The organism is Kitasatospora sp. NPDC094028, assembly GCF_049543595.1.
GTDB lineage: Bacteria > Actinomycetota > Actinomycetes > Streptomycetales > Streptomycetaceae > Kitasatospora.
Genome location: NZ_JBMVFA010000018.1, coordinates 1 through 25,429 on the forward strand (window position 1 = coordinate 1; position 25,429 = coordinate 25,429).

32 protein-coding genes and 2 pseudogenes are annotated in these 25,429 nt (G+C 71.7%); 19 read left to right on the plus strand and 15 right to left on the minus strand.

The window, feature by feature from the left end; all coding sequences use genetic code 11:
- A partial coding sequence (locus ACPC54_RS24870) for an amino acid permease (protein ID WP_498967799.1) occupies window positions 1–311 on the minus strand: 311 nt, incomplete at its 3' end.
- A gap of 338 nt (window positions 312–649) precedes the next feature.
- Here ACPC54_RS24870 and ACPC54_RS24875 point away from each other — a divergent pair.
- From ACPC54_RS24875 to ACPC54_RS24895, 5 genes are all read left to right on the plus strand, one after another.
- Window positions 650–1,525 (plus strand): universal stress protein, encoded by an 876-nt coding sequence (locus ACPC54_RS24875; RefSeq protein ID WP_498967801.1) that lies wholly within the window; start codon window positions 650–652, stop codon window positions 1,523–1,525.
- Between the two features lie 58 nt (window positions 1,526–1,583).
- Window positions 1,584–2,219 carry an Rv1733c family protein gene (locus tag ACPC54_RS24880; RefSeq protein ID WP_498967802.1) on the plus strand — a complete coding sequence of 212 codons (636 nt, stop codon included), beginning with the start codon at window positions 1,584–1,586 and terminating at the stop codon, window positions 2,217–2,219.
- Window positions 2,220–2,251: 32 nt separating this feature from the next.
- Entirely contained in the window at window positions 2,252–3,277 is a 1,026-nt protein-coding gene (locus ACPC54_RS24885) for an Acg family FMN-binding oxidoreductase (RefSeq protein ID WP_498967804.1), read from the plus strand.
- 138 nt (window positions 3,278–3,415) lie between these two features.
- Window positions 3,416–4,117: a response regulator gene (locus ACPC54_RS24890; RefSeq protein ID WP_498967805.1), complete on the plus strand. Its 702-nt coding sequence runs from the start codon at window positions 3,416–3,418 to the stop codon at window positions 4,115–4,117.
- Window positions 4,118–4,229: 112 nt separating this feature from the next.
- Entirely contained in the window at window positions 4,230–4,646 is a 417-nt protein-coding gene (locus ACPC54_RS24895; protein WP_498967807.1) for a pyridoxamine 5'-phosphate oxidase family protein, read from the plus strand.
- Window positions 4,647–4,676: 30 nt separating this feature from the next.
- Here ACPC54_RS24895 and ACPC54_RS24900 read toward each other — a convergent pair whose 3' ends face one another.
- Window positions 4,677–6,359, minus strand: coding sequence for a sensor histidine kinase (locus ACPC54_RS24900; RefSeq protein ID WP_498967808.1), 1,683 nt, complete (start codon window positions 6,357–6,359; stop codon window positions 4,677–4,679).
- 1,047 nt (window positions 6,360–7,406) lie between these two features.
- Between ACPC54_RS24900 and ACPC54_RS24905 the strand changes: the two genes are divergently transcribed.
- A complete protein-coding gene (locus ACPC54_RS24905) occupies window positions 7,407–7,748 on the plus strand; it encodes an STAS domain-containing protein (RefSeq protein WP_498967977.1) in 342 nt (113 codons plus the stop codon).
- Between the two features lie 116 nt (window positions 7,749–7,864).
- Entirely contained in the window at window positions 7,865–8,212 is a 348-nt protein-coding gene (locus tag ACPC54_RS24910) for an ArsR/SmtB family transcription factor (protein ID WP_498967979.1), read from the plus strand.
- Between the two features lie 28 nt (window positions 8,213–8,240).
- Here the strand turns inward: ACPC54_RS24910 and ACPC54_RS24915 are convergent, their stop codons facing one another.
- A complete protein-coding gene (locus tag ACPC54_RS24915; RefSeq protein ID WP_498967809.1) occupies window positions 8,241–8,666 on the minus strand; it encodes a hypothetical protein in 426 nt (141 codons plus the stop codon).
- 42 nt (window positions 8,667–8,708) lie between these two features.
- Here ACPC54_RS24915 and ACPC54_RS24920 point away from each other — a divergent pair, with 42 nt between their 5' ends.
- From ACPC54_RS24920 to ACPC54_RS24935, 4 genes are all read left to right on the plus strand, one after another.
- Window positions 8,709–8,906: a hypothetical protein gene (locus ACPC54_RS24920; RefSeq protein WP_498967810.1), complete on the plus strand. Its 198-nt coding sequence runs from the start codon at window positions 8,709–8,711 to the stop codon at window positions 8,904–8,906.
- Between the two features lie 3 nt (window positions 8,907–8,909).
- Window positions 8,910–9,263 (plus strand): ArsR/SmtB family transcription factor, encoded by a 354-nt coding sequence (locus tag ACPC54_RS24925; RefSeq protein WP_498967811.1) that lies wholly within the window; start codon window positions 8,910–8,912, stop codon window positions 9,261–9,263.
- Window positions 9,260–10,972 carry a SulP family inorganic anion transporter gene (locus ACPC54_RS24930; RefSeq protein WP_498967813.1) on the plus strand — a complete coding sequence of 571 codons (1,713 nt, stop codon included), beginning with the start codon at window positions 9,260–9,262 and terminating at the stop codon, window positions 10,970–10,972. The genes ACPC54_RS24925 and ACPC54_RS24930 overlap by 4 nt, the downstream gene beginning before the upstream one ends.
- A 184-nt stretch (window positions 10,973–11,156) precedes the next feature.
- Window positions 11,157–11,516, plus strand: a complete 360-nt coding sequence (locus tag ACPC54_RS24935; protein ID WP_498967815.1) for a zinc ribbon domain-containing protein YjdM — start codon at window positions 11,157–11,159, stop codon at window positions 11,514–11,516.
- Between the two features lie 111 nt (window positions 11,517–11,627).
- Here ACPC54_RS24935 and ACPC54_RS24940 read toward each other — a convergent pair whose 3' ends face one another.
- From ACPC54_RS24940 to ACPC54_RS24955, 4 genes are all read right to left on the minus strand, one after another.
- Window positions 11,628–11,918, minus strand: a complete 291-nt coding sequence (locus ACPC54_RS24940) for a hypothetical protein (protein WP_498967816.1) — start codon at window positions 11,916–11,918, stop codon at window positions 11,628–11,630.
- A gap of 32 nt (window positions 11,919–11,950) precedes the next feature.
- The gene (locus ACPC54_RS24945; RefSeq protein ID WP_498967817.1) at window positions 11,951–12,430 is read right to left on the minus strand and encodes a universal stress protein; all 480 of its coding nucleotides are present in this window, start codon (window positions 12,428–12,430) and stop codon (window positions 11,951–11,953) included.
- A gap of 59 nt (window positions 12,431–12,489) precedes the next feature.
- A complete protein-coding gene (gene adhP, locus ACPC54_RS24950) occupies window positions 12,490–13,506 on the minus strand; it encodes an alcohol dehydrogenase AdhP (RefSeq protein ID WP_498967818.1) in 1,017 nt (338 codons plus the stop codon).
- 114 nt (window positions 13,507–13,620) lie between these two features.
- Window positions 13,621–13,908, minus strand: a complete 288-nt coding sequence (locus tag ACPC54_RS24955; RefSeq protein WP_498967820.1) for a pyridoxamine 5'-phosphate oxidase family protein — start codon at window positions 13,906–13,908, stop codon at window positions 13,621–13,623.
- A gap of 436 nt (window positions 13,909–14,344) precedes the next feature.
- Between ACPC54_RS24955 and ACPC54_RS24960 the strand changes: the two genes are divergently transcribed.
- Window positions 14,345–15,274 (plus strand): ABC transporter ATP-binding protein, encoded by a 930-nt coding sequence (locus ACPC54_RS24960; protein ID WP_498967821.1) that lies wholly within the window; start codon window positions 14,345–14,347, stop codon window positions 15,272–15,274.
- Window positions 15,271–16,092: an ABC-2 transporter permease gene (locus ACPC54_RS24965; RefSeq protein WP_498967822.1), complete on the plus strand. Its 822-nt coding sequence runs from the start codon at window positions 15,271–15,273 to the stop codon at window positions 16,090–16,092. The genes ACPC54_RS24960 and ACPC54_RS24965 overlap by 4 nt, the downstream gene beginning before the upstream one ends.
- A gap of 193 nt (window positions 16,093–16,285) precedes the next feature.
- Here the strand turns inward: ACPC54_RS24965 and ACPC54_RS24970 are convergent, their stop codons facing one another.
- Both ACPC54_RS24970 and ACPC54_RS24975 read right to left on the minus strand, forming a co-directional pair.
- Window positions 16,286–16,729 (minus strand): hypothetical protein, encoded by a 444-nt coding sequence (locus tag ACPC54_RS24970; protein ID WP_498967987.1) that lies wholly within the window; start codon window positions 16,727–16,729, stop codon window positions 16,286–16,288.
- 19 nt (window positions 16,730–16,748) lie between these two features.
- Window positions 16,749–17,152 (minus strand): annotated as a pseudogene (locus ACPC54_RS24975) (transposase); the annotation flags it as partial.
- Between the two features lie 350 nt (window positions 17,153–17,502).
- Between ACPC54_RS24975 and ACPC54_RS24980 the strand changes: the two are divergent.
- On the plus strand, window positions 17,503–19,341 hold the full coding sequence (locus tag ACPC54_RS24980) for an Ig-like domain repeat protein (protein ID WP_498967823.1): 1,839 nt from the start codon (window positions 17,503–17,505) through the stop codon (window positions 19,339–19,341).
- A gap of 24 nt (window positions 19,342–19,365) precedes the next feature.
- Window positions 19,366–19,506: pseudogene (locus ACPC54_RS24985) on the plus strand (exodeoxyribonuclease III); the annotation flags it as partial.
- Between the two features lie 406 nt (window positions 19,507–19,912).
- Here ACPC54_RS24985 and rpmF read toward each other — a convergent pair.
- The 5 genes from rpmF to rpmB are packed head-to-tail and all read right to left on the minus strand — an operon-like array spanning window position 19,913 to window position 22,093.
- Window positions 19,913–20,077, minus strand: coding sequence for a 50S ribosomal protein L32 (gene rpmF, locus ACPC54_RS24990; RefSeq protein WP_498967824.1), 165 nt, complete (start codon window positions 20,075–20,077; stop codon window positions 19,913–19,915).
- Window positions 20,078–20,095: 18 nt separating this feature from the next.
- On the minus strand, window positions 20,096–20,338 hold the full coding sequence (rpsR, locus tag ACPC54_RS24995; protein ID WP_391495272.1) for a 30S ribosomal protein S18: 243 nt from the start codon (window positions 20,336–20,338) through the stop codon (window positions 20,096–20,098).
- Window positions 20,339–20,358: 20 nt separating this feature from the next.
- Window positions 20,359–21,555: a CobW family GTP-binding protein gene (locus ACPC54_RS25000; protein ID WP_498967826.1), complete on the minus strand. Its 1,197-nt coding sequence runs from the start codon at window positions 21,553–21,555 to the stop codon at window positions 20,359–20,361.
- Window positions 21,552–21,857 (minus strand): 30S ribosomal protein S14, encoded by a 306-nt coding sequence (rpsN, locus tag ACPC54_RS25005; protein ID WP_498967827.1) that lies wholly within the window; start codon window positions 21,855–21,857, stop codon window positions 21,552–21,554. The genes ACPC54_RS25000 and rpsN overlap by 4 nt, the downstream gene beginning before the upstream one ends.
- Window positions 21,857–22,093 carry a 50S ribosomal protein L28 gene (gene rpmB, locus ACPC54_RS25010; RefSeq protein ID WP_498967829.1) on the minus strand — a complete coding sequence of 79 codons (237 nt, stop codon included), beginning with the start codon at window positions 22,091–22,093 and terminating at the stop codon, window positions 21,857–21,859. Before rpmB ends, rpsN begins: the two co-directional genes overlap by 1 nt.
- A 260-nt stretch (window positions 22,094–22,353) precedes the next feature.
- Between rpmB and ACPC54_RS25015 the strand changes: the two genes are divergently transcribed.
- The 4 genes from ACPC54_RS25015 (at window position 22,354) to ACPC54_RS25030 (ending at window position 25,143) form a co-directional block, all read left to right on the plus strand.
- Window positions 22,354–23,325: an ATP-binding protein gene (locus tag ACPC54_RS25015; RefSeq protein ID WP_498967830.1), complete on the plus strand. Its 972-nt coding sequence runs from the start codon at window positions 22,354–22,356 to the stop codon at window positions 23,323–23,325.
- A gap of 91 nt (window positions 23,326–23,416) precedes the next feature.
- The gene (rpmG, locus tag ACPC54_RS25020) at window positions 23,417–23,581 is read left to right on the plus strand and encodes a 50S ribosomal protein L33 (protein WP_498967831.1); all 165 of its coding nucleotides are present in this window, start codon (window positions 23,417–23,419) and stop codon (window positions 23,579–23,581) included.
- 29 nt (window positions 23,582–23,610) lie between these two features.
- A complete protein-coding gene (locus tag ACPC54_RS25025; protein WP_498967832.1) occupies window positions 23,611–23,862 on the plus strand; it encodes a type B 50S ribosomal protein L31 in 252 nt (83 codons plus the stop codon).
- 30 nt (window positions 23,863–23,892) lie between these two features.
- Window positions 23,893–25,143, plus strand: coding sequence for a GTP-binding protein (locus ACPC54_RS25030; RefSeq protein ID WP_498967834.1), 1,251 nt, complete (start codon window positions 23,893–23,895; stop codon window positions 25,141–25,143).
- An 8-nt stretch (window positions 25,144–25,151) separates the two neighbouring features.
- On the opposite strand, the gene ACPC54_RS25035 is transcribed toward ACPC54_RS25030, so the two are convergent.
- Window positions 25,152–25,307, minus strand: a complete 156-nt coding sequence (locus ACPC54_RS25035; protein WP_498967836.1) for a hypothetical protein — start codon at window positions 25,305–25,307, stop codon at window positions 25,152–25,154.
- Window positions 25,308–25,429 lie beyond the last annotated feature (122 nt).

Consider the following 25,429-nt stretch of genomic DNA (forward strand, 5'->3'; position numbering starts at 1 on the left):
GTGAGAAACCCGGCGAACTCGCCGAACGCCTCCCGGGCGTAGACGTACGGGCCACCGCTGCCCGGCACCCGCTCCGACAGCCGCCCGAAGGTCACCGCCAGCGCCAGCGCCCCGACTGTCACCAGCACGAACGCCACCAGCGCGATCGGCCCGTACGGCGCGAGCGCCGACGGCAGCGCGAACACGCCGGTACCGATGATGCTGCCCACCACCAGCGCCGTCGCCGCGGGCAGCCCGAAGGAGGTATTACGCCCTTGTGGGCCGTCCCCCGACGTGCTCACCGGTGGTCTTCCGCTGTCGTGTACGGACATCAGGGGCTCCTTTGCCAGGTGCTCAATCACGCTGACGGGCCCGGTCTCCGCCGTGGCCCGCTGAGAAGATCCTCGAATCCGCGAGCGGCCGGCCCCATGGGCCAACGGTCCCGCTTCCCGCACCGGCGGTCCCTGTCTTCCCTGTCCGATAGTCCCGACAGCACCGGACCGCCCAACGGCGCACGGCGCATGACGCATTGCCGGATCCGCCCCCTCGGGACCACCGGCCCACCGACGGGTTCCGTCCGACCCTGGGGTCCCGCGAGGCCCCGCGGGAGATTGGTGCTCGCCGGGCCACGGTCGAGCCCGGCCCTCAGCCCGACCCCGAAGGAGCATCCGTGACGACGCGACACGTCCTGGCCGGCCTCGACGGCTCACCGCAGAGCGAGACCGCCGCCCTGTGGGCGGCGGCGGAGGCCCAGCGGCTCGGAGCGGCCCTGCGCCTCCTGCACGTCTGGCCCTGGCTGAACGGCGAGAACGCGGACCGGGCCGAGCCCGGCGACCTCAGGCCCGCCGCGCTCGACGCCCTCGCCCGCGTCGCCGACCGAATCCGCCTCGCCCACCCGGAACTGTCGGTGGAGACCGCCGTCAGGCCCGACGACCCGGTCGACGAACTGGTCGCCGAAGCACGGGGACAGGAGATGCTGGTGCTCGGCTCCCGGGGTCTCGGGGGATTCGCCGGCCTGCTCGTCGGATCGGTCTCCCTCGCGGTCGCCGCCCGCGCGACGGTCCCGACGGTCCTCGTCCGCGAGGCAGGGCCCCTCCCTCGCGCGAGCACCGCCGCCGTCGGCGACGTCGTGGTCGGCATCGACTCCGGTGAACCGAGCGAAGCAGTCCTCGAATTCGCCTTCGCGGAGGCGGAGCGCCGCGGCGCCGGGCTGTGCGCCGTCCACGGCTGGGACCCGGCCCCGGCCTGGGCCTTCGGAGGCATGATGCCGCCTCCGGTGGACATCCCTGGCCAGGAGGGTACGAAGGCGGCCCTGCTGTCACAGCACCTCACCCGTCAGTTGGCGAACTATCCGGGCGTGGCCGTCGTCGGGGACGTCCGGCTCGGCGGCGGGGCGAAGGCCGTCCTGGACGCCTCCGCCGGTGCCGAGTTGGTCGTCATCGGTCGACGCGAGCGCCGTCACCACATCGGCATGCTGCTCGGACCCGTCGCACACGCCGTACTCCACCACTCCACCGCCCCGGTGGCGGTCGTCCCCCACCCCTGAAGACCGGCCCGTGCCGGTTGCCACCATCTGCCAGACCGTCCACGAAGGAGGACCGGAAATGAACACCGCGCCCGAGCAAGCCGGCCCGGTGCCGCTCCTCCGCCACCACCTGCGGCAGGCTCTCGGGAAGGGCCGGAATCCGTTGGGTCGCGCAATCGACCGCTCACGCAGCCGGGCCCTGGTCCTAGCCGTGCTCGGCATCGGACTTGCCGTGCTCGGCAGCGCGGGCGCGGCGGCGGCCGACTTCGCCGTTGTCCGGCACCAGGCCTCGGTGACGGCCGCCCGCCTGCACCAGGTCCAGGCGGTCGTGCTGACTCCGGTGCAGCGGGAGGCCGACACCGGCGCCGGCAGGCGGCGGTACGAGGCCGACGCCGTCTGGGTCTACCCCACCGGGCAGCGCACCACGGGCAGCGTCCCGGTGCCGGGCGGTACGGCCCCCGGTTCGACCATCGGCATATGGGTCGACGATGCCGGCCGTTCCGTGGCGTCCCCGCTCGGATCGGCCGCCATCGCCGCCAAGGCGGCCTGCCTCGGGCTGTTCCTCCTCGGAGGCCTCGGAGTCCTCGTCGTCACCGGTCTCGGCATCCGTCTGGACGTCCTGGACCGCCGGGCCGACCGGGCATGGCAGCACTCCTGGGCCCTGCTGGAGCCCGTGTGGAGCGGCCGCGCCTCACGCGACAACCGGGCGGGCTGACCGCACCGGCCACTCGGAAGGAGACGACCCCGATGTCCGCACAGTCCGCCGGCAGCCGCGATGTCAACGATCCCGTCCACGGGATTCTCATCGCCGCCGCGTGCGCCGCCCCGTCCATCCACAACACGCAACCCTGGCTGTTCCGCACCGACGCGCAGGCGAACACCGTCGAGGTGTTCTCACACCCGTTGCGGAGGCTGCCGCGCACCGACCCCCAGGGCCGGGCGTTGCACCTCTCGGTCGGCGCCGCCCTGTTCAACCTCCGGGTCGCCGCGGTCCATCTGAGCCGGGAACCGGTGGTTCGGCTGCTGCCCGACCCGAGTGTCCCCGACCTGCTGGCCGTCGTCCGTCTCGCCGGTCGGCCCCGGGCGGCCCTGACCCGTAGGCCGGACCTGTACCGAGCCGTCCGGCAGCGCCGCAGCAGCCGCTTCCCGTTCACCCCCGAGCCCGTGCCCTCCGCCGTCCTCGCCGAGGCCACCGAGGCCGCACACCAGGACGGTGCGACGCTGTGGCCGCCGGAGCACACCTCCCGGGTCCACCTGCTCGAACTCACAGCGGAGGCGGAACAGCGCAACGGCCTGGCCCCGGAGCGCCTGGCCGAGGGCCTGAACTGGATCGCGGGGCCCGGCGACGACACCGGTGTGCCGCCCCGTGCCCTGGGCGCCCTGGACTCCGACGGGCTGTTGCCGATGCGGAACTTCACACCGCAACGCACGGCAGGCCGGCCGAAGGCCGAGTACGAACCCGACCCGCGTCTCCTCATGCTCGTCACCCGGAGCGACCACCCCGTCGACTGGCTGCGCGCGGGTCAGGCCCTGCAGCACGCTCTGCTGATCCTCACCCTCCACGGGCTGCGCGCGTCGATGCTCCACCAGCCCCTGGAGTGGCCCGACCTGCGCAGCCGGCTGGCCCGGTCGCTCCCACATCGCGGCGCACCCCAGATGCTGCTGCGTGCCGGGTACGGCCCTGTAGGCTTTCCCACCCCGCGCCGCATGCCCGTACCCCCGACGGATCAGCCGGTACCGGAGCCCGCCGCCGCGCTGGCCGCGGTGGCCTGACGGCCGACCCGCACACACGGTGTCCGGACACCCCTCGCGATGAGGGCCCTCCGGCCCTATCGGCCCCGCCCGGCATCCGGCAGACTGCGATGAGATCTGTACGACCTGCCGCTGGGGCAGGCTGAGCACGGAGCGGTGATGGCGGACGACACGGCGGCCGACGCGGGCAGCCCGGTGAAGGTGTTCCTCCTCGACGACCACGAGGTGGTCCGGCGGGGCGTGCACGACCTCCTGGACGCGGAGCCCGGCTTCACGGTGGTCGGCGAGGCCTCCACGGTGGCGCAGGCGCTCACCCGCGTTCCGGCGCTGCGCCCGGACGTCGCGGTCCTGGACATGCGACTGCCCGACGGCGACGGCGTGACGGTCTGCCGCGAACTGCGGTCCCGGATGCCGGAACTGGCCTGCCTGATCCTCACCTCCTTCGACGACGAGGAGGCCCTGCTCGACTCCATCATGGCCGGTGCCGCCGGGTACGTCCTCAAGCAGATCAGCGGCACCGACCTCGTCTCCGCGGTCCGCACGGTCGCCTCCGGCCAGTCCATGCTCGACCCCGGCGCCGCCACCCGGCTGATGGCCAGACTGCGTGGCGAGGCCACCACCCAGCAGGCGTCCGACGGCCCGCACCTCACCGAGCGCGAACGCGAGATCCTCGCCCTGGTCGGCGAGGGCCTGACCAACCGGCAGATCGGCCAGCGGCTCTACCTCGCCGAGAAGACCGTCAAGAACCACATCTCCCGCCTGCTCGCCAAGCTCGGTGTGGAGCGCCGCGTCCAGGCCGCGATCATCGCCACCCAGGTACTGACGGGCCAGGACCACCCGGCGGCCCGCAGGACCGTCTGAGCGGCACTCGCGCCCGGGCCGAAAGCACCCGGTACACGGGGCCACCCGGAGGCCTCCCGGGGGACCATCAGCCCCTCGCGGAAGGACATGCCCCCCACCGAGCATGGATGCCATGACCGCCGAATTCACACCACTGGACGAGCCGCAGTGCCTGAGACTTCTCAGCGGAACAGCCGTCGGCCGATTGGTCTACACCGTTGGTGCGCTGCCGGCCGTCATGCCGGTCCGTTACCGGATCGCGGCGGACGGCAGCGTCCTGCTCCACGCCCCCACCGACTCCGAGATCACCCGAGCCGTCGCCGACGCGATCGTCGCCTTCGAGGCGAGCGAACTCGACGAAGCCGACGGCAGCGGCTGGAGCGTCACCGTCCTCGGGCGGGCGGACGTCACCTCCGACATCGAGGAGGGCCGCACCAATCCTGCCGTCGTGCCCGCCCCCGCGAGGACGGCCGGTCACGTGACCATCCGGATCCGCCCGGAACTGGTGACCGGGCGCTCCCTGCCCGGCTCACCGGTCTACGAGACGTGACGAGCCCCGCGAACATCGGCGCCCGACTTCTCACACCAGCGGAGCCGACCAGGTCAGCCGGGTCCCGCCCTCAGCCGGGACGATCACCTCGAACGCGCCCCCGAGGCCCTCCGCCCGCTCGGCGAGATTGCGCAGGCCGCTGCGCCGCCCCTGCTCGGGGACACCGACACCGTTGTCCTGCACCGTCAGCACGACCTGCTGCCCGGTGGCGTGCAGCAGCACCTCCACACGGTTCGCCTTCGCGTGCCGGGCCGCGTTGCTCAGCGCCTCCCCGAGCACGGCCACGACGTGTTCCGCGACCTCCGCGGGGACATCGGTGTCGAGCAAGCCCTCCATGCTCAGCCTGGGCGGGAAGCCCAGGACAGCCTGCGCCTGCTCGACGGCCCGCATGGCCCTGGCCCGCAATCCCTGCCCGGCATGATCCTCGCGCGCTCGGAGCCCGAAGATCGTCGACCGGATGATCTTGATGGTCTCGTCCAGGTCGGCGACCGCACGCAGCACCCGGTCCGACGCACCCGGGTGCTCGATGAACCGGGCCGCGCTCTGCAACGTCATCCCGGTCGCGAACAGCCGCTGGATGGCCAGGTCGTGCAGGTCCCGGGCGATCCGGTCCCGGTCCTCCAGCATCGCCAGCTGCTCGGCGTCGCGGCGCCGCTCCGCCACCTCCAGGGCCAGTGCCGCCTGGTCGGCGAAGCCCAGCAGCGGGCCGGTCTCCCGCTCGGTGAACGCCGGCTCACCGGCCTCCCTGGCCAGCAGCAGCACGCCCTCGACCGGCCCCTCGGCCCGCCCCAGGGGGACCGCCACCGCCGGGCCGAGCCCCTCGAACCTCCGAGGGCCGCCGGACAGCCGCGGATCACCGGAAAGGTCGACCGTGGTCGCGGGCGAGCCCTGCGCGCACGCCTCCCCCGACAGGGTCCCGTCCAGTGGCACCACCAGGCCCTGCCTGGCAGCCGCGTCACCACCGAGGGCCAGCTCCACCCGGACCGTGTCGGTACCGGGGACGGGAATCGACACGTCCGCCAGCGCGGCGCCGGTGATCTCCCGCGCCCGGCGCGCGATCAGCTCCATCACCTCGGAGCGGGAACTGCCCGACAGCAGGCTCCGGGTGATCTCCGCGCTCGCGCTCAGCCAGCGATGCTGGCGCTGGGCCTCCTCGTACAGGCGGGCGTTGTCGATCGCCACCCCCGCAGCGACCGCCAGGGTCGAGAGCACCGACTCGTCGTCGGCGTCGAACTCCTCACCGCCCCGCTTGTCGGTCAGGTAGAGGTTGCCGAACACCTCCTCGCGCACCCGCACCGGCACGCCCAGGAAGGTCCGCATCACCGGGTGGTGCACCGGGCAGCCGTGCGAGGCCGGATGGTCCGACAGGTCCGTCAACCGAAGCGCCTCGGGATTGCGGATCAGCTCGCCGAGAATGCCCTGACCCGTCGGGTACGGGCCGATCTTCGCGATCTCCTCCTCCGACAGCCCCACGGTCAGGAACTCCGACAGCGTCTCGCCGTCCGGCCCGATCACCCCCAGCGCCGCGTACCGCGCGTCCACCAGCACGGCGGCCGCCTCCACGATCCGCCGCAGCACCTGGGTGAGGTCCAGCTCCCGGCCCACCGACAGCACGGCCTCCAGGAGGCTGTGCACCCGGTCCCGGGTACCCCGGGCCGCGTCGATCCGCGCCTGGAGTTCCTCCAACAGCTCATCCAGTCGCAGCTGCGGCATCCGCGACCGCACTCCGTCCCGGCCCACGCAGGCCTCCCTCCGTCCGTCTTTGTTACCGGCCGGTCGATTGTCGCAGAAGCCCACCGCCGCCGGCCGAGGCAGGAACCGCCTCCGACCTGGCGGGACCGCCAGGTCGGCACACACGGCCGGCCACCGGACCGCAACCGCACCCGGCCCGTGGGCAGAAGCCCCGCTGAAACGGGTCCTCGCCGGAAGGTCCCGTGCGCTGGTGGCAGATGTGCCCGTTGGTCCGCCGGAATCGGGACCTACGGTCTCTCCCCCGAGGTGCGGCCGTCGTGTTCCTTGGTGACACCGACGACGGCGTAGCAGAGGCAGGGGCTGAGACGAGGGATACCGAACGGCCGACGAGGCCTCGCCACGAGCGGGGCAGGGCAAGTACGGAAACGCGGTCCCGGCGGGGTCCACGATGACGCGGACCGGCCGCCGAGGCGGCGGGCATCACCGTCCCGGTCTTTTCGGTGGAGGCTCCCCGGCGACCGGATCCCTGCCCGTCGGCCACCTCGCGGGTGCACCGCTGCGCGTGCACTGGAGTGCTCCCCTGCTGGCCGCCGTGCTGGCCCACGGCCTGGTACGGCAGGCGCTGCCCGGCTGGGCCCCGGGCCACTCGGCCGCCGCCCGGCGGCCGGTGACGGCGTCGTCCATCGATGACCTCGCGGTGTGCCTCGGCGGGACGTGGGAGAGCGCGCTTCCTCGCGACCGGCGGGGCCGCCCCGGCGTCGGTTCCAGGGCGGCCTCCCGGCGGCAGCACGCTTCCGGTGGGCTGTCGCATGACGACCTTAGCAGTTGCTAACATTGTCAATTGCATGCACGGTCAGGAGGAGGAATGCGTATCTCACCGCAGTGCCGCACGGCGCCGTCCGCTCCGTATCCGGTACGGGCAGTGGTGGTGTGTCGCCTTGTGCCGGGTGGGCGCGGCCCGTGCGGGTGCTGCGGGCGCTCTTCTCTCCGAGCCGTCCCCGCTGGTCGCGAGGGGTGCATGCCCGCTCGCCGCCGCCCCTGGAGTTGTGCCTGGGGGCGGCGGTGAGCATGCAGTGGGAGTTCGCGACGCAGCGCGACGTGGGCGTGATAACGCTGACCGGTTTCCTCGGTCAGGACGCGACGCACCGTTTCCAGGGGGCGTTCGACTGGGCCGTCGCCCGTCGCTCCGGTCCGCTGGTGGTCGACATGACGGCGCTGACCGGCTGGAACCGCTCGGGCGAGGACGCGATCCTCGACGCCACCGGCCGCCTGTCGGCCGACCGCGGCCCGCTGGCGGTGTGCGGCCTCGGGGAACGCGGCGCCCATGCCCTGGCGACAGCCGCCGCCCTGTCCGTGATCCGGGTGTTCCCGGACCTCGATACGGCCGTCGCCGCCCTCGCGGCGTCCTGACCGGCCCGAACAGCCGAGTCGATCATCCGGTTGCTAAAGTCAACCCTGGAAAGAATGCTGTGCCCGATAGAGACGGTGACGACGTGAACGCCGGAACGCCCACCCCGCCTCGCGTGATGGGCGCGCCGCTGTACCAGTTGAAGGCGGAGTTCTTCAAGACGCTGGGGCATCCCGCGCGGATCCGCGTCCTGGAACTGCTGAGCGAGCGCGAGTACGCCGTCGCCGAGATGCTGCCCGAGGTCGGTATCGAGGCCTCGCACCTGTCCCAGCAGCTCGCCGTCCTGCGCCGTTCCAACCTGGTCGCCACCCGCCGGGAAGGCTCCACCGTCTACTACCGCCTCACCAATCCCCAGGTGGCGGAGCTCCTGCGGGTCGCGCGCACCATCCTCAGCGGCGTCATCAGCGACCAGGCCGAACTCCTCAACGGCCTGCGCGCCGAGCCCGAGCGCCCCGCCCGGGACTGAACCGGCCGCGCCCGCCGAGTGCCCGGCCTCAGACGACCAGTTCCGCGTCGATGCGCCGCAGGTGGTGGCGGGCCATGGCGAGACTTGCCCGGGCACGGTCGAGGACCAGATAGAGGAACAGGTCCTTCCCACCGGGCGACGTGAGCGGGCGCACCAGGTGGCACTGGTGGGTGAGCGTGGTCAGGCTGTCCTCCAGCACCTCCCCGTGCAGCCCGAGGGCTTCCGCCGCCCGCTGATGTGCGCGGACGACATCGGTGGTGCCGGCCGCGGCGAGCTGCAGGTCCAGGCCCGCGGAATCCCCGACCGCACCGAGCGCCATCCCGCACCGTCTCGACAGCCCGATGACCGCTACTGACCACAAGAGATCATCACTATCGGAATCCATCACATGCGAAACAAGCGATTTGAAAAATTCTTCATATTCATACATGCTGGCGTGCAGTTGGATCGGCACAAGGTGCGTCCGGTGTCGTACCGGCGACCGGGGAGGGTGGTCGTGACCGCGGTGTTCGACGAGGAGCTGCGCGAGCAGCTGGCCCAGGCCCGCCAGGCCCTGAACCAAGCCCGCGAGCGCGGGGACGACGACGGTGCCCAGGCGTATGCCGGGCGCGTCGCGGGACTGCTGCGGATCGCGGCCGACCACGGCATCGACGTCCCGGACACCGCCGAGGAAGCGGAGCAAGGAGAGAGCTGAATCATGGCCGTCCCGCTGTACCAGGCGAAGGCGGAGTTCTTCCGCACCTTGGGCCACCCGGTGCGCATTCGGGTGCTGGAACTGTTGCAGGACGGCCCGCTGCCGGTGCGCGACCTGCTCGCCGCTCTGGACATCGAGGCGTCCAGCCTCTCGCAGCAGCTCGCGGTCCTGCGCCGCACCAACCTGGTCACCGCCACCCGGGACGGCAACACCGTCGTCTACGCGCTCAGCACGCCGGACGTCGCCGGGCTGCTGCGGGCAGCCCGCCGCATCCTCGGCGAGATGATCACCGACCAGCGCCAGCTCCTCGGCGAACTGACCGCGACCACCACCGCGGTCAAGGATCTCCGGGCATGAGCGCCGCCCACGCCCTCCTCGACCGGGTGCGTTCCGTCCTGCCCAACCGGCAGATCCTCGCCACCATGGGCCGCTCCCCGCGCAAGGACCTGCTCGCCGGCCTCACGGTGGCGATCGTCGCCCTGCCGCTGGCCCTCGGCTTCGGCATATCCTCCGGCGCGGGCGCCGAGGCGGGCCTCGCGACCGCCGTCGTCGCGGGCGCGCTCGCCGCCGTCTTCGGCGGCTCCAACCTCCAGGTCTCCGGGCCGACCGGCGCCATGACCGTCGTCCTGGTCCCGATCGTCGCCCGCTACGGCACCGGCGGCGTGCTCACCGTCGGCCTGCTGGCCGGCGTCATCCTGGTCGCGCTGGCGCTGGTACGGGCGGGGCGCTGGATGGCGTACGTCCCCGTACCCGTCGTCGAGGGCTTCACGGTCGGCATCGCCGGCGTCATCGCGTCGCAGCAGGTGCCCGGCGCGCTCGGGGTGAAGAAACCCGAGGGCGACAACCCGGCCGTCGTCGCGGCCAAGGCCGTGCACGACTTCGCCGCCGCACCGCACTGGGCGGCGCTCGCACTCGCCCTGGGCGTCGCGGCCGTGATGCTGGTCGGCGTGCGGCTGAAGCCGTCCCTGCCGTTCTCCCTCATCGCCGTGGTCGCCGCCACCCTGGTCGCCAAGCTAGCCGACCTGCCGGTCGCGACCATCGGCCACCTGCCCGCCGGACTGCCCATGCCCTCACTGGGCTTCCTGGACCTCTCCGCCATCCCCGCCCTGCTCCCCTCCGCCCTCGCCGTGGCGGCGCTGGCCGCCCTGGAGTCGCTGATGTCAGCGACCGCCGCCGACGCCATGAGCGTCTCCGAGCGCCACGACAGCAACCGCGAACTCTTCGGCCAGGGCCTGGCCAACCTGACCGCCCCGCTGTTCGGCGGCGTCGCCGCGACCGGCGCGATCGCCCGCACCGCCGTCAACGTCCGCTCCGGCGCCGCCTCCCGGCTCGCCGCCCTCGTCCACGCCGCCGTCCTGGCGGTGATCGTCTTCGCCGCCGCGCCGCTGGTGGCCGGCATCCCGCTGGCTGCCCTCGCCGGGGTGCTCATCGCCACCGCCGTCCGCATGGTCGAGGTCGGCTCACTGCGCGCGCTGGCCCGCACCGGCCGCGGCGAGGCCACCGTCCTCGTGCTCACCGCCGCCGCCACCCTCGCCTTCGACCTGGTCACCGCCGTCGTGGTCGGTCTGCTCGTCTCCGGCGTCCTGGCGCTCGCCGCGGTCGCCCGGGCGGCACGCGTCGAGCAGGTCCCGCTGCACGCCGACCTGCCCCCGGCCGACCACCACGACGAAGAACAGTCGCTGCTCGCCGAGCACATCGTCGCCTACCGCATCGACGGCCCCCTGCTGTTCGCCGCCGCCCACCGCTTCCTGCTGGAACTCACCGAATCCGCCCAGGTCAAGGTCGCGATCCTGCGGATGTCCCGGGTCAGCGCCGTCGACGCCAGCGGCGCCACCGTCCTCGGCGACGCCATCACCAAACTGCAGCGCCGCGGCACCCTCGTCCTCGTCTCCGGCATCCGCGACGAACACCACCGGCCCCTCGACGCCCTCGGCATTCTCGACCGGCTCCGCGCGGACGGCCACGTGTTCGCCACCACCCCGGACGCCATCGCCTACGCCCGCAACCACCTGCACGGCCAGACCGAGACCGCTGATCTCCCCCTCGCCGCAGGAGCAGCCCGTTGACCCGAGCCGAGGCGCCATGGTGATCCGCCGCAGGCGCGACCGGGGCCGTCGTGCTGACCGCGTCCCGCCCCTGGCAGCCCCACCCGGTCGGTATCGGAAGTACCGGATGAGCCTGGCCAGCACCTGCCCTTCCGTGCCCGCTGACCACGGAAAACGCCTCACCACGACTGGACATCCTGAACACATGAGCGACAACCTCCCCCCGTGCCCACAGTGCTCCAGCGAGTACACCTACGAGATGAACGCCCTCATGGTCTGCCCGGAGTGCGGCCACGAATGGGTGCCCGCCGAGGGCGACTCCGCCGCGTCGGCCGGCGCCGGCGAGCGGGTCATCAAGGACGCGGTCGGCAACGTACTGAACGACGGCGACACCGTGACCGTCATCAAGGCCCTCAAGGTCAAGGGCAGCGTCTCCGGCATCAAGGCCGGCACCAAGGTCCGCAACATCCGCCTGGTCGACGGCGTCGACGGCCACGACATCGACTGCCGCATCGAGGGCTTCGGCGCCATGCAACTCAAGTCCAGCGTGGTCAAGAAGGCCTGACCCCGGCCCTGGCCGACCTTTGACGGGCACGGAAGCAACCCGCTGGCTCGCCACCACGGTGAGCCGGCCGCCGCACGACACCCGTCCCAAGTCCTTGCCCTCGGCCGCCGCTCAGCTCGCGCCCCTGTCCTCCAGGCTCGCGACGCCGTCCTTCGGAGTCGCGACCCCGTTCTCGCGAGCCAGCCTCAGCGCGTCGGTCAGCTCGTCGAAGGCCTCCTCGGTCGCGAAGAAGCCCTGCCTGGCACAGCCCTCGTCCACGGCTCCCGGCGCGGGTACTGCCCATGCGGCCAGCACGTGGTCGGCCTCCTGAGTGGCGGCCTGGCGAGCGGGCATCCCGACTGCCTCGTCCTGCCGGTCGGCCGCCGTGTCCGCGGGGCCGGACGGCGCGAGGGACTGGTACATCGGCTGGAGATCCTGTCGGCCGCGGGTGCGGGTCACCGGCCGGCGGCCGGCCCGTTCGCATGCTCGGCGTGCTCGTGCCCGGTGTCCCGGACGACGACGACCGGGCAGGAGGCGTGCTGGACGCAGTGCTGGCTGACCGAGCCGAGCAGCGCCCCGGCGAAGCCCCCGTGGCCGCGGTTGCCGAGGATCAGGAGTTCGGCACCGTCGGCGACCTTCAACAGGACCTGGGCGGCGTTGCCGCACTCCACCCGTTCGCGCACCTCCACCGGGCACTGGGGGCCCGTCTCCTGTGCAACAACCTCGGCGAGCGTCTTTCCGGCGTACGCGGCGACGTCCACGTCGGCCACGCCGGCCACGGGCACATCCCAGCCGTAGACGGCCGGGTACTCCCAGGTGATCACCGCCTCGACCGTGGCGCCGACCAGGGCGGCCTGCCGTGCCGCCCACCGCAGAGCGGCACGGGAGGACGCCGATCCGTCGACACCCACCACGATCCGCCGCTGTGCCGTCATCCTGTCCATGTTGTTCCCTTTCGAGTCTGTCTAGCAGGGTTGTGGGCGCGGCCCGGAGCTCAGCCGCGCAGGTCGAAGACCAGGCGGGCGGAGACCTTGCCGGCCAGCACCTCGTCGAAGCAGGCGTTCACCTCGTCCAGCCGCCGGGTCTCGCGGATGACGCGGGTGCGGCCGAGGGCGTGGAGGCGGAGGACTTCGGTGAGGTCCTCGCGGGTGCCGACGATCGAGCCGATCACCTTGGTACCGTTCAACACCGTGTCGAAGACCGGCAGTTCGAGCCTCCCGCCGGCCGGCAGTGCCACCAGCACGAGCGTGCCGCCGCGCCGCAGGGCGCCGTAGGCGGCCTGGAAGGAGGCGTTGCTGACGGCGAGCGCGATGGCCGCGTGGGCTCCGCCGAGGGCCTGGACCTCGGCGGCGACGTCCTGGGTGCGGGCGTCGATCACGTGGTCGGCGCCGAGGTCGCGGGCGAGGGCGAGTTTGTCGTCGGTGACGTCGACGGCGATGGTCTCGGCGCCGAAGATCCGGGCGTACTGGAGGGCCAGGTGGCCGAGGCCGCCGATGCCCGAGATCAGGACCCGGGTGCCGGGGCGGGCACCGGAGACCTTGAGCGCCTTGTAGGTGGTGACGCCCGCGCAGGACAGCGGCGCCGCGTCCAGCGGGTCGATGCCGTCGGGGACGGGGACGACGTAGTCGCCGTGCGCGAGCGCGTACTCGGCGTAGGCGCCGTCCACCGAGTAGCCGCTGTTGTGCTGCTGGAGGCAGAGCGTCTCCCAGCCGCAGACGCACTGGTCGCAGCGCCCGCAGGCGTCCGCGAGCCAGGCGATGGCGACCCGCTCGCCCACCCGGACGTGGCGGACCTGGTCACCGGCCGCCTCGACGATGCCGACGCCCTCATGCCCGGGGACGAACGGCGGGCTGGGCTTGACCGGCCAGTCGCCGTGGGCCGCGTGAATGTCGGTGTGGCAGAGGCCGGAGGCCTCGATCCGGACCCGGACCTGGTTCGCGCCCGGCTCAGGTACCGGACGGTCCTCGATGACCAGCGGTGCGGCGAAATCGCGGACGACGGCGGCCTTCATGATGATCCTGCCCTTCTGACGGTGACAAAGGCGATTCCGGTGCCCACCGGTACCGCGCTGCCTTCATCCCACCGCCTCGGCCAGGCATCCGCTGGGGCCAGGAGGTGCACTCGCTCAAGGCCGAAGGTCCCCGGTCGCCGTGGTCAGCCGATGCGGTAGCCGGTCACCAAGTCCGCGCTGGTCCGCACGACGGACTCCATCCCACCGCCGAGTCCACGGATTCAGCAGCTCACTGCAGCGCCACTGCTCCTCGGGCCCGGTGACGAGCCTGGCGATCCCGGTGACGATGACGCTCCAGCTGGAGCGCGTCTGTGGGTCCAGGACGTCCGCCTCATGAGCCAGGACGGCCCGTCCTGCGCGGCGCCCAGCATGGCGGCCCCGGCCGTGGTCACGGATGATCACGTGATCATCCGTGACTCGGCCCCGACCCCGTTCACAGGGCCCTTCGGGTCCACCAAGGCGGCATCCAGCCTGCTACACCAGTCCTGGTCCTGCGCCACGGCCACGCCTTCCACTCGTCTCCCCTCCTGGAGTTGCCGACGCTCTGCACCGAATCGGCTGTCGTGATCCGCGCGACCCTGCCCGTCATGAACGCCGTGCCGGACCAGATCACCACCCTCTTCCAAGGACCGTCAGGTCCACGCCCGCCAGGACGACCCTCAGACCCGCTCCTCGCAACGCCCTGGGGACACGAGGGGACCGATCGCCTCACAACCGGGACCAACAGACCCTGCCGCCGACCCATGCGAGTAGGTCACCGTCATCGCGTACGGCTGCGCCAGGCCCGGGACGACCGTGCGGCGGGCGCGGTGTTCGCGCATGACATGGGAGGTAGCGGATGGACCACGACGGGCCGGCGATCGAGCTGGCCGCACTGACCAAGAACTACGGCCGCAAGGTCGGCGTCGACCGACTGGACCTGACCGTCCGGCGGGGCGAGGTGTTCGGCTTCCTCGGCCCCAACGGCGCCGGGAAGACCACCACCATCCGCTGCCTGGTGGGGTTGCTGCGGCCCAGCGGCGGCCGGGTCAGGGCGCTGGGGCTCGACCCGGTCGCCGATCATCGCCGACTCGCCCCGCGCCTGGGCTACCTGCCGGGCGAGTTGCGGCTGTACCCGGAGCTGACCGGCACGCAGACGCTGCGACTGCTCGGAGACCTTCAGGGCGCTGCGACCACGCACCGCGCGCAGCTGTGCGAGCGCCTCGCTCTGACGCCCGCCGATCTGGCCCGCCCGGTACGGGAGTACTCGCGCGGTATGAAACAGAAGCTGGGACTGGTGCAGGCGCTCCAGCACGATCCGGAGCTGGTGGTGCTGGACGAGCCCACCGAGGGTCTGGATCCTCTGGTGCAGGAGGAGTTCTTCGCCTTGCTGGGCGAGGCCGCTGCGGCCGGGCGCACCGTGCTGCTGTCCAGCCATGTCCTGCCGGAGGTCCAGCGGTCCTGCGGCCGGGTGGCGATCGTGCGGGCGGGGAAGCTGGTGGCCGTCCAGGCGGTGTCGGCCCTGCGGGAGGAGCGGGCCCGGCGGGTGCGGCTGGTGTTCGCGGACGGGCGGGGCGCCCGTGCCCTGGGGCGCGCCGAGCGGTGGTCGCCGCGCTGGCACGGCACCGAGGTCCAGCTGCTCATACCGCCCGAGGAGTTGGTGGAGGAGCTGCGCCGACTCCTGGCGCAGCTGCCAGTGGTGGATCTCTCGGTGGAGGAGGCCGGACTGGACGAGGCGTTCCTCGACCTGTACCGCCGGCCGGTCGGCGAAGCGGAGGCACGGTCATGAGAGGTCGGTTCCCCCTGTTCTGGCTGGCCCTGCACCGGCGCCGGCGGATGCTGGCCATGCTCGCTGCGGGCATGGTGGTGTTCGAGGCATTGATGGTGCTGGTCATCCGGGCGGTGCCGCCCGTCCAGATGTTCGCCGGCAGTGGGCATGCCGCACCGGACGCGTTGAAGGCGTTCTCCGGTTCGACGGGCGATGTGTCCATCGCGAGTTACGCCGGACTTCTCGGCGCGGGCCTGGTGCACCCGTTCTGGATCGCGATGCAGCTGACGGCCATCGGATCGCTCACGGCCGCCGCTGTCGCGGCCGACGTCGAGTCGGGCACCGTCGAACTCCTGATGGTCCGCCCGGTGTCCCGGCTGCGGCTGCTGGGCGAGCGGGCCGCGGCCGTGCTCGTCGCGTCCCTGGCCCTCAACACCGCCGCCGTCCTGACCGTGGCGGGCGGCGTCGCGCTCTCGCCCGACCTCCACCACGCCGTCGCACTGCGCGGCGTGTTCGCCGCCGGACTGATGGGCTTCGCGTTCACGGCCTGCCTGACCGGTCCGGCCCTGGCCGTGTCGGCCGCCGGACAGCGCAAGGCTCAGGTGATCGGCGCGACCATCACCGTCGGCGCGGTGGGCTTCGCCGTCAACTTCATCGCCATGGCCTGGCACCCGGCCGCACCGCTGAGGTACCTGAGCCCGTTCCACTACTACACACCCGGCGACGCGCTCGCCCACGGCACCCTCACCTGGGGGTCGTTCGCCGTCCTGCTGGCCGTGGGAGCCGCCGGTCTCGGCGCAGCGGTCCCGCTGCTGCTCCGCCGGGACCTGGCGCCCTGACCCGAGAGGTCCCGGGCAACGCCACTGCACCCGCCGCTGGTACGCGAGTGGGGCGTGTGCCGGGTGCGAGCTCCCACCGCGGGCCGCAGGTCAGACCCCAGTTCCACCTTGGTGATTGCACGGTGGTCGCAGCCGATCACCCGGACCTGCCGTCGGTCGGCTTCACACCCACACCGACCCCGGATCACCCGACCTACGTCGAGCTTCCGGCGCACTCAAGTTGCCGTGCTCGTGCTTCGAGTTCGGCGGGCAGGTACCAGCCATCGGTGGTGGGTGTCATGTAGAGGCGGGCTTTGAAGCCGAGGAGGAGCTGTCGGCGGTGTTCCTGATCGGCTCGGGCCCAGGCATCGGCGAAGGTCTGGCCGGTCTCGGCCTCGACCCAGGCGGAGGGGCGTTGGGGGAGGGCGGCGAGGCGGCGGCGTTCGTCGACGAGGACTTCGAGGGCTTGCACCACGCCCAACCACGGCGAGGCCCCGTTCGAGCGCTCCTTCGTGACCGAGCGCTCGTCCATCGCCGCCTGGACGGCGGCCCACTCCTCCTCCGCGAACAGGGGCTTCGCCATGCGGATGGGCAGGCCCTTGGCGTCGCGGGCGATCTTGCGCGCCTTCACGGAGCGGCCGGTCAGCTTCAGGCCCATCGTCGCCGGCGAGCGCAGGAGAGATGCGGCCGGACTCCAGCGCGGCAACGAAGGAGTACGGCCAGCCGGGCACGAGCTGATCACTGCTGCGGTCGCCCCGCCCGTAGACGTGGCAGAACAACCGATCGTCGCTGATCGGGGCATCGGGGCGGAGCCAGTTGCTCACGTCCACGGCCGACACGATCCGCCCGTCGGCTGCCTTCGGCGGCGGCAGGCCGGCCAACGTGCGACGCAACCGCGCCGGCTCCAGCCAGCCCCGATCCAGCGCCGCATAAAGGGCACCGTGCCCCGCCGGTGCTCGACCGCCAGCGGCAGCTCGACCGAAGTCTTCACCGACCCGTCCGCACACAGCGTCGAATCGGTGAGCTCGAAGAGCGAGTCAGCCCGGGCGTAGAGACATTCATAGAACTCGACTTGAGTCATAAGTGAACTTGGCAGCAAGCACTGCTCCGTTCGAGTGACTTCTTCGTGCTCGCTCTGTTCCAGCTGCAGGGATGGTGGGTTACTACTGGCATCGACCCGGCGGGCTGCCCATCCCCCCGGTGACGGGCTTCGCCTGTTCTGGCCAAGACGGCCAGTGGAAAATGCCGGGTGGGCACCCGTGAAAGAGTTGCGAGAAGCTCTTGTTGATGCGTCAGCTGATGCGACGTCAACTAGCTGTCTCGGGCGCCTCACCCCCGATCTGGATCAAGGGGTGTGTTATGGCCAACGACTTTCAATCGAAGTGGCGTCAACTGCGGGAATTCGCAGGGCCCAATCAGGGAGCGGCCGTTGTGAGTCCGCTGGATCCGACGGTGGCGGTGGGCGGTCTCCCGACCGGGGTGGCGATCACGCCCGACGGTCTGCACGCGTACGTCGCCAACAAGGGCGGCAACACGGTCAGCCTGATCGAAACCGCCACCAACACCGTCACCACGACCATTCCCGTGGGAACCGCACCGTTCGACGTGGCGATCACGCCCGACGGTCTGCACGCGTACGTGACCAACAACGGCGGCAACACGGTCAGCGTGATCGAAACCGCCACCAACACCATAGCGGCGACCATTCCCGTGGGAACCGCACCCACCTGCGTCGCCATCACGCCCGACGGTCTGCACGCCTATGTGACCAACAACAGCGACAACACGGTCAGCGTGATCGAAACCGCCACCAACACCATAGCGGCGACCATTCCCGTGGGTGCGGGGCCGTTCGACGTGGCGATCACGCCAGACGGCCTGCACGAGTACGTGACCAACAACGGCGACAACACCGTCAGCGTCACCGCCACCGTCACCTCCGTGGACGGCACCCCCACCGGGACGGTGTCGTTCTTCGACGGCACCACCCTGCTGGGCACCGCCACCCTGGACCCCACCGGCGCGGCCACCTTCACCACCTCCGCCCTCAGCGTCGGCAGCCACCCGCTGACCGCGGTCTACAGCGGCGACGCGAGCTTCAACGGCTCTTCCTCGCCCGTGGACACCCAGACGGTCAACCCGGCCGACACCACCACGGTGCTGACGTCCGCCCCCGACCCGTCTGCGTTCGGCCAGCCCAAGGTCCTCACCGCCACCGTCACCGCCGTCGCCCCCGGAGCCGGCACCCCCACCGGGACCGTGTCGTTCTTCGACGGCCCGACCCTGCTGGGCACCGCCACTCTCGTCGGCGGCGTCGCCACCTTCACCACCTCCGCCCTCAGCGCCGGCACCCACTTGCTGACCGCCGTCTACAACGGCGACGTCAGCTTCAACGGCTCCACCTCACCGGTCGACACCCAGACCGTGAACACGGCCGACACCACCACGGTGCTGACGTCCGCCCCCGACCCGTCTGTGTTCGGCCAGCCCAAGGTCCTGACCGCCACCGTCGCTGCCGTCGCCCCGGGTGCCGGCACCCCCACCGGGACCGTGTCGTTCTTCAACGGCGCCACCCGGCTCGGCACCGCCGCCCTCGTCGGCGGCGTCGCCACCTTCACCACCTCCGCCCTCAGCGCCGGCACCCACCTCCTGACCGCCGTCTACAACGGAAGCGCCGCCTTCAACGGCTCCACCTCCCCCGTCGACACCCAGACGGTCAGCAAGGCCGGCACCCTCACCGCCCTCGCGTCGGCCCCCGACCCGTCGGTGTTCGGGCAGGCCAAGGTCCTCACCGCCATCGTCGCTGCCGTCCCCCCCGGAGCCGGCACCCCCACCGGGACCGTGTCGTTCTTCAACGGCGCCACCCTGCTCCACACCACCACCCTCGTCGGCGGCGTCGCCACCTTCACCACCTCCGCCCTCAGCGTCGGCACCCACCTCCTGACCGCCGTCTACAACGGAAGCGCCGCCTTCAACGGCTCCACCTCCCCCGTCGACATCCAGACGGTCACCAGCTGCTCGCCTCCGAGCCTGCAGGCCGTCGTTCCGAGCTTCGGGCCCGCCGCCAGTGGCAGCGACGTCCTGCTCATCGGCTCGAACCTCAACGACGTCACCGGGGTCACCTTCGGCGGCGTTCCGGCCGTCATCCTCGCGCAGTCCCTGGGGATCTTCGTCGCGGTCGCGCCGAATGCCCACAAGCCCGGCACTGTGCCGGTCGTTGTCCACACCTCGTGTGGCACCAGCAACACGATGTACTACACCTACCGCTGAGGCACCCCATTGGTCGTGTTCCGTTGGAGGATCGACCTCGTCGTCACCACCCCGGGCCTCGCCGGCACCTGCATCGCCGCCTACGTCGAGCGCGCCGACTCCCACGCCGAGCGCTGGTCCGACCACGCCCCCGTCACCGCCGAGTTCAGCTTCGGCCACAACTAACCTACGGGTAGCCGGAGTTGGTCAGGCTCTGGGAACGGCCGTCCAGCCACTACGGTGGCGGGCACGGCCGCTCCCAATTGGCGATGCACCCCAGACGGGGTCGACTCGCACCGGCCGACGAGGCCTGCAATCTCGCCTGGGTCGGTGTGACAAGTCGATGCGTCGCACCGTCTCCCACCCGATCGCCCAACTCCTCCGCGCGGCCGCCGCCGGCCGACACCGTCGCGCACGCGCGGGTCGGCGAGCACTCACGATCCTTGACGAACCTCGGCGTCTTGAAAGAAGCCGCCCCAGGTCGGAGCACATGCTCAGGCCCTGCGCCCAGACGACGGTTGACGTCCCCGCGCGGGTCCTCGATGGCGTCGAACGGAACTGCGAGCCCAGCCATCAGGAATCAGACGTTGACTCAGGGCGTGAGTAGGCCGCGCTCGTACGCCTTGACGAGGTTGCGCGGGACGAGGTGCTCGCGGCCCTCGATGGTGATGGGGACCAGTTGCGGGGCGGTGGCCTTCCACTGGGATCGGCGGTGGCGGGTGTTGCTGCGGGAGGTCTTGCGCTTGGGGACGGCCATGAGGAAGTTCCTGTTCGGTCAGCGGTTGGTGGAGGAGTAGGGCAGCAGAGCCATTTCACGGGCGTTCTTGATCGCCGTGGCCATGGCCCGCTGTTGCTGGACGGTGAGGCGGGTGACGCGGCGGCTGCGGATCTTGCCGCGGTCGGAGATGAACTTCCGCAGGAGGTTGGTGTCCTTGTAGTCGATGTAGGTGATGCCGGCCTCGGTCAGGGGGTTCGGGCGGGGCTTGGCGGGTCGCCCGGCTCCGGTGCGCTTGGCCATGTCGGTACGTCCTTCCGTGGTCAGGGGACTGGGTCGAGCAGGTCCTCGAAGGCGTCCGGCAGGGCCTTCCAGCCGGGCTCCCCGACCAGCAGTTCGGTGTCGGTCAGCAGGCAGGAGTCGAGCAGTTCGGTGATCCCGTCGACGTCCAGCCCCTCTGCGGTGAAGCTGAGTTGCTGTATCCGGTCGCCGTGCATCGGGTGCCAGTCGAGGGCGGCCGCGGCGCGGCGGGCGGGCGGATAGAGGTCCCAGGTGGCGTCGGGCAGTGAGGCCAGCCAGGGGCCGCACTCCTCGACTGCGAGATTGGCTCCGGCGGCGTCCCAGGCCAGCATCAGGTCGGGCCGGTTGGCCAGCCAGAAGCGGCCCCGGCTGCGCTGGGCTGCCGGGACGAGTTGCTCCAGTGCCTCGTACAGCCGGGCGGGGTGCAGCGGACGTCGACGCTCCCACACCAGGGTGGCCACCCCGGCCTCGTCGTGTTCCTGGGGCAGCAGGGCGATGGCCGGGTTGACCCGGTCCCGGGCAGCGGCGACGTCGAACCCGCCGAGCGCCGCGCGGATCAGCGCTCCGGCACCGATGCGCACGATCCTTGCGGTGGAGTGGAGTTGGTGCATCATCGCGAGCCCGGCCCGCCGTTCGGGGGCGTCCCCTTCGACGCCCGCGCGCGGGACGGCGAGGACGGTGGCGTACTCGATCTGATGGGCGAGCGCCTCGGCCCGGGTACGGGAATCGTCAGCGCTGGTGTGCAGACCGCACTCGGCGAGGTCGTCCGACACGGAGAGTTCGCCGATCAGCCGCAGCGGGTCCACCGCCGTCACCACGCCGACGAGTTCGACGGAGTCCGCCATACGGCGGTCGCCGACCTCGCCTTCGGCGATCAGCTCGACGACCGGGTGCGGGTCGCTGCCGCCCCAGAGCTCGACGACGACCAGGCGGTGGCGGCCGCGATCGGCGAGGCACAGCAGCGCGGGGAGGAAGTCCTCGCGCAGGGCGCAGCACGGGCAGTCGTTCGTGAGCGCCGCCGTGGTGCGGCCCAACGTTCTTTCGGCGTCGCGCACTTCGCGGTGGATGATGCCGCGGGAGGCGTCGCGCAGGTCGTGGTGCAGGACGAGCGTGTCGGCGCAGCCCTGGAGCAGCTCGTCGACGGCCCGGCGGCGCTCGTCCTGGTGCAGGCCGGCGACCACCACGACGGGGAGTTTGGCGTGCTCGGACACGGCGTTCACCAGCTGGACTTGCGGACGCCGGGCAGCTGTCCGGCGTGGGCCATGGTGCGCAGGTTGATCCGGGACAGGCCGAAGGCGCGCTGGTAGCCACGCGGGCGTCCGTCGACGGCGTCCCGGTTGCGTACGCGGGTGGCGCTGGCGTCCCTCGGCTGGCGGGCGAGCTCGCTCTGGGCGGTGGCGCGCTCGTCCGGGCTGCTCGCCGGGGAGGCGATGACGCGCTTGAGCTCGGCCCGCCGGTCGGCGTACCGGGCGACGATCGCGCGGCGCTGCTCGTTCTTGGCGATCTTGCTCTGCTTGGCCATCAGATCTTCTCTCCTCGGGCCCGGATCCGGGCGACGGCGGCCTCGATGCCGATCATGTCGACGGTCTTCACGCCCTTGGCGCTGAGCGTGAGCCGGACGTAGCGGCCCTCGCTGGGCAGCCAGTAGCGCTTGCGCTGGATGTTGGGGTCGAAGCGGCGCCGGGTGCGCCGGTGTGAGTGCGAGATCGCGTTGCCGAACGCGGGCTTGCGCCCCGTCAGCTGGCAGTGGGCGGACATGACCGACCTCCGTTCGGTGGGCTGTGCGGCACCACACTAGCCTAAATGAAAACGGGATTCATTTTACCCAGGCCGGGCCCATCGCCCCAGGGGCGAACTCGGGACGGGTCGACCCGCTTGCGATCCACCCACGGGGCGCCGGAGGGCGACGCGCACGCGGCGGGCAACCCGCCACCGCAGGCGATTTGACATGCCATCGCCCCATGGTCGACAGTCGAAGACGTTAATGGTTTTCATCTTCGATAAGCTTCGGAGTGCACGTGAAGGTTGCATTCGTCGGCAAGGGCGGCAGCGGCAAGACGACGCTGTCCGCGCTCTTCGTCCGCCATCTGACCGCGTCCGCGCGGACCGTCGTCGCCGTCGACGCCGACATCAACCAGCACCTGGCCACGGCCCTCGGCATGAGCGAGGACCAGGCCCTCCTGCTGCCCGCGCTCGGCGAACACCTACCGGAGCTCAAGGAGTACCTGCGCGGCAGCAACCCGCTGATCTCCTCGGCCACCGCCATGGCGAAGACCACGCCACCCGGGCGGGGCTCGCGCCTGCTCCGGCCCGCCGGCACCGACCTGGTCCACCAGCGCTTCGCCCGCACGGTGGACGGGGTGACGCTGCTGGCCACCGGCGCGTTCACCGAGGACGACCTCGGCGTGGCCTGCTACCACTCCAAGGTCGGAGCCGTCGAGCTCTACCTCAACCACCTGGTCGACCAGCCCGGCGAGTACGTCGTCGTCGACATGACCGCCGGCGCCGACTCCTTCGCCTCCGGCCTGTTCACCCGCTTCGACCTGACCTTCATCGTCGCCGAACCCACCCGCAAGGGCGTCTCCGTCTACCGCCAGTACCGCGACTACGCCGCCGACCACTCCGTCGCGCTCGCCGTGGTCGGCAACAAGATCACCGGCCCCGAGGACGTCGAGTTCCTCCGTCGGCACGTCGGCGACGACCTCCTCGTCTGTCTGGAGCACTCGCCCTACGTGCGCGCCCGGGAACAGGGCCGCCACGCGCCGCTCGACCGCCTCGAAGACGCCAACCGGGCCGCCCTGGAACGGCTTCACGCCGCTGTGGACGCCCGTACCAAGGACTGGCTGGCCTTCCAGGCGCAGGCGGTCGCCTTCCACCTCAAGAACGCCACCGCCTGGGCCAACGCCGACACCGGCGAGGACCTGACCCGGCAGATCGACCCCGGGTTCGCCCACGGACCCGCCGCCCTGCGGGCCCTGTCCCTCAGCTGACCGACCACGAGCACGACCGGCCGACCAACGGGTGCGTAGGTCGCCGGACTCCCGCACCCGCTCTGCACCCGCCCACCACGAGGAGGACGTCATGGCACGCAACGACCTGCGCCCGATCATCAAGCTCCGCTCCACCGCGGGCACCGGCTACACCTACGTGACCCGCAAGAACCGCCGCAACGACCCCGACCGCCTGGTCCTGCGCAAGTACGACCCCGTCGCCCGCCAGCACGTCGACTTCCGCGAAGAGCGCTGACCCCGAACCGGCCCGACAGGAGCACGCCCATGAAGCCCGGAATCCACCCCGCCTACCGCCCGGTCGTCTTCCGCGACAAGGCGGGCGGCCTCGCCTTCCTCACCCGGTCCACCGCCACCAGCACCAACACGATCGAGTGGGAGGACGGCAACACCTACCCCGTCATCGACGTCGAGATCTCCTCCGCCAGCCACCCCTTCTACACCGGCACCTCCCGCGTGGTGGACGTCGCCGGGCGGGTCGAGCGGTTCAACCGCCGCTACGGCACCACCCGTAGCTGACCCCCGGACCCCCCGCAAGGAGACCCGCTCGTGTCCCACCCCGTGTCCCAGCCCGCCACGCCCGCACCACTGCCCGTCACCGTCCTGTCCGGCTTCCTCGGCGCGGGCAAGACCACCCTGCTCAACCACCTGTTGCACAACCGCCAGGGCCTGCGGGTCGCGGTGATCGTCAACGACATGAGCGAGATCAACATCGACGCCGCCCTGGTACGCGACGGCGGCACGCTGTCGCGTACCGAGGAGCGGCTGGTCGAGATGACCAACGGCTGCATCTGCTGCACCCTGCGCGACGACCTGCTGGAAGAGGTCGACCGGCTCGCCCGCGCCGGCCGCTTCGACTACCTGCTCATCGAGTCCAGCGGCATCTCCGAGCCCATGCCGGTCGCCGCCACCTTCGCCTTCGCCCGCGACGACGGCGCCACCCTTGGCGACCTCGCCCGCCTGGACACCATGGTCACCGTCGTGGACGCCGCCAATTTCCTCCCCGAGCTGCAGACCGGCGACGAACTGACCGAACGCGGCCTCGACCAGTACGAGGACGACGAACGCACCGTCAGCGACCTGCTCATGGACCAGGTCGAGTTCGCCGACGTCATCGTCCTCAACAAGACCGACCTGGTCACCCCGGCCGAGGCCGACCGCCTCGCGGCTACGCTGAACCGACTGAACCCCGCGGCTCGGATCGTCCGCTCGGTCGCCGGACGGGTCCGGGCCGAGGAGGTGCTCGGCACCGGCCTGTTCGACGTCGCCCGCGCCCAGGAGGCACCCGGCTGGGTCGCCGAGCTGAACGGCGACCACGTGCCCGAGACCGAGGAGTACGGCATCTCCAGCCTGGTCTTCCGAGCCGACCGCCCCTTCCACCCGGCCCGCCTCTGGCACCTGGTCGGCCACCGGCTGGACGACGGGGAGTTCGGTACGGTGCTCCGTTCCAAGGGATTCTTCTGGCTCGCCTCGCGCCCCGACGTCACCGGGCTGTGGTCACAGGCCGGCTCGGTCGCCCGCTTCGAACCCTCCGGCATGCGGGCGGCGCTGCCCGGCACCGCCGGCTCCGACCAGCTCGCCCAGGGGCAGGAACTGGTCTTCATCGGCACAGGCCTGCGCAAGGAGGAACTGCGCGCCGCCCTGGAGCAGTGCCTGCTGAGCGACACCGAACTCGGGTCGGATCCCGAGGCGTGGCAAACCGACGACCCCTTCCCGGCCTGGGAGGAGTACTGCCCCACCGGGCACGACATCCACCACGGCGAGCCGGCGCGTGACGCCGTTCTCTCACCGGTCCGCTGACCGCCCGCTCAGTCCTCGGACGCGTGCCGGATCTCGTCCAGCACGATGCGGGCGATGTGCTCGCCGGTGAGCGAGTACTCGACCTCGCGGGACCGGCGGTGCGCGGTGACGATCCTCAAGGGGCGCAGCCCCCGCAGGTGCTGCGAGACCAGGGGCCGGCTCACCCCGAGCCCGGCCGCACGTACCGCCGTCCGTTCGCCGGCCCGGCGCATCTAGACTCGCCCCCGGCCGCGCCGTGGGATGCGGCCACGCCCCGTCATCCTGAGCGAAGGAGCGTCCGGCCCCC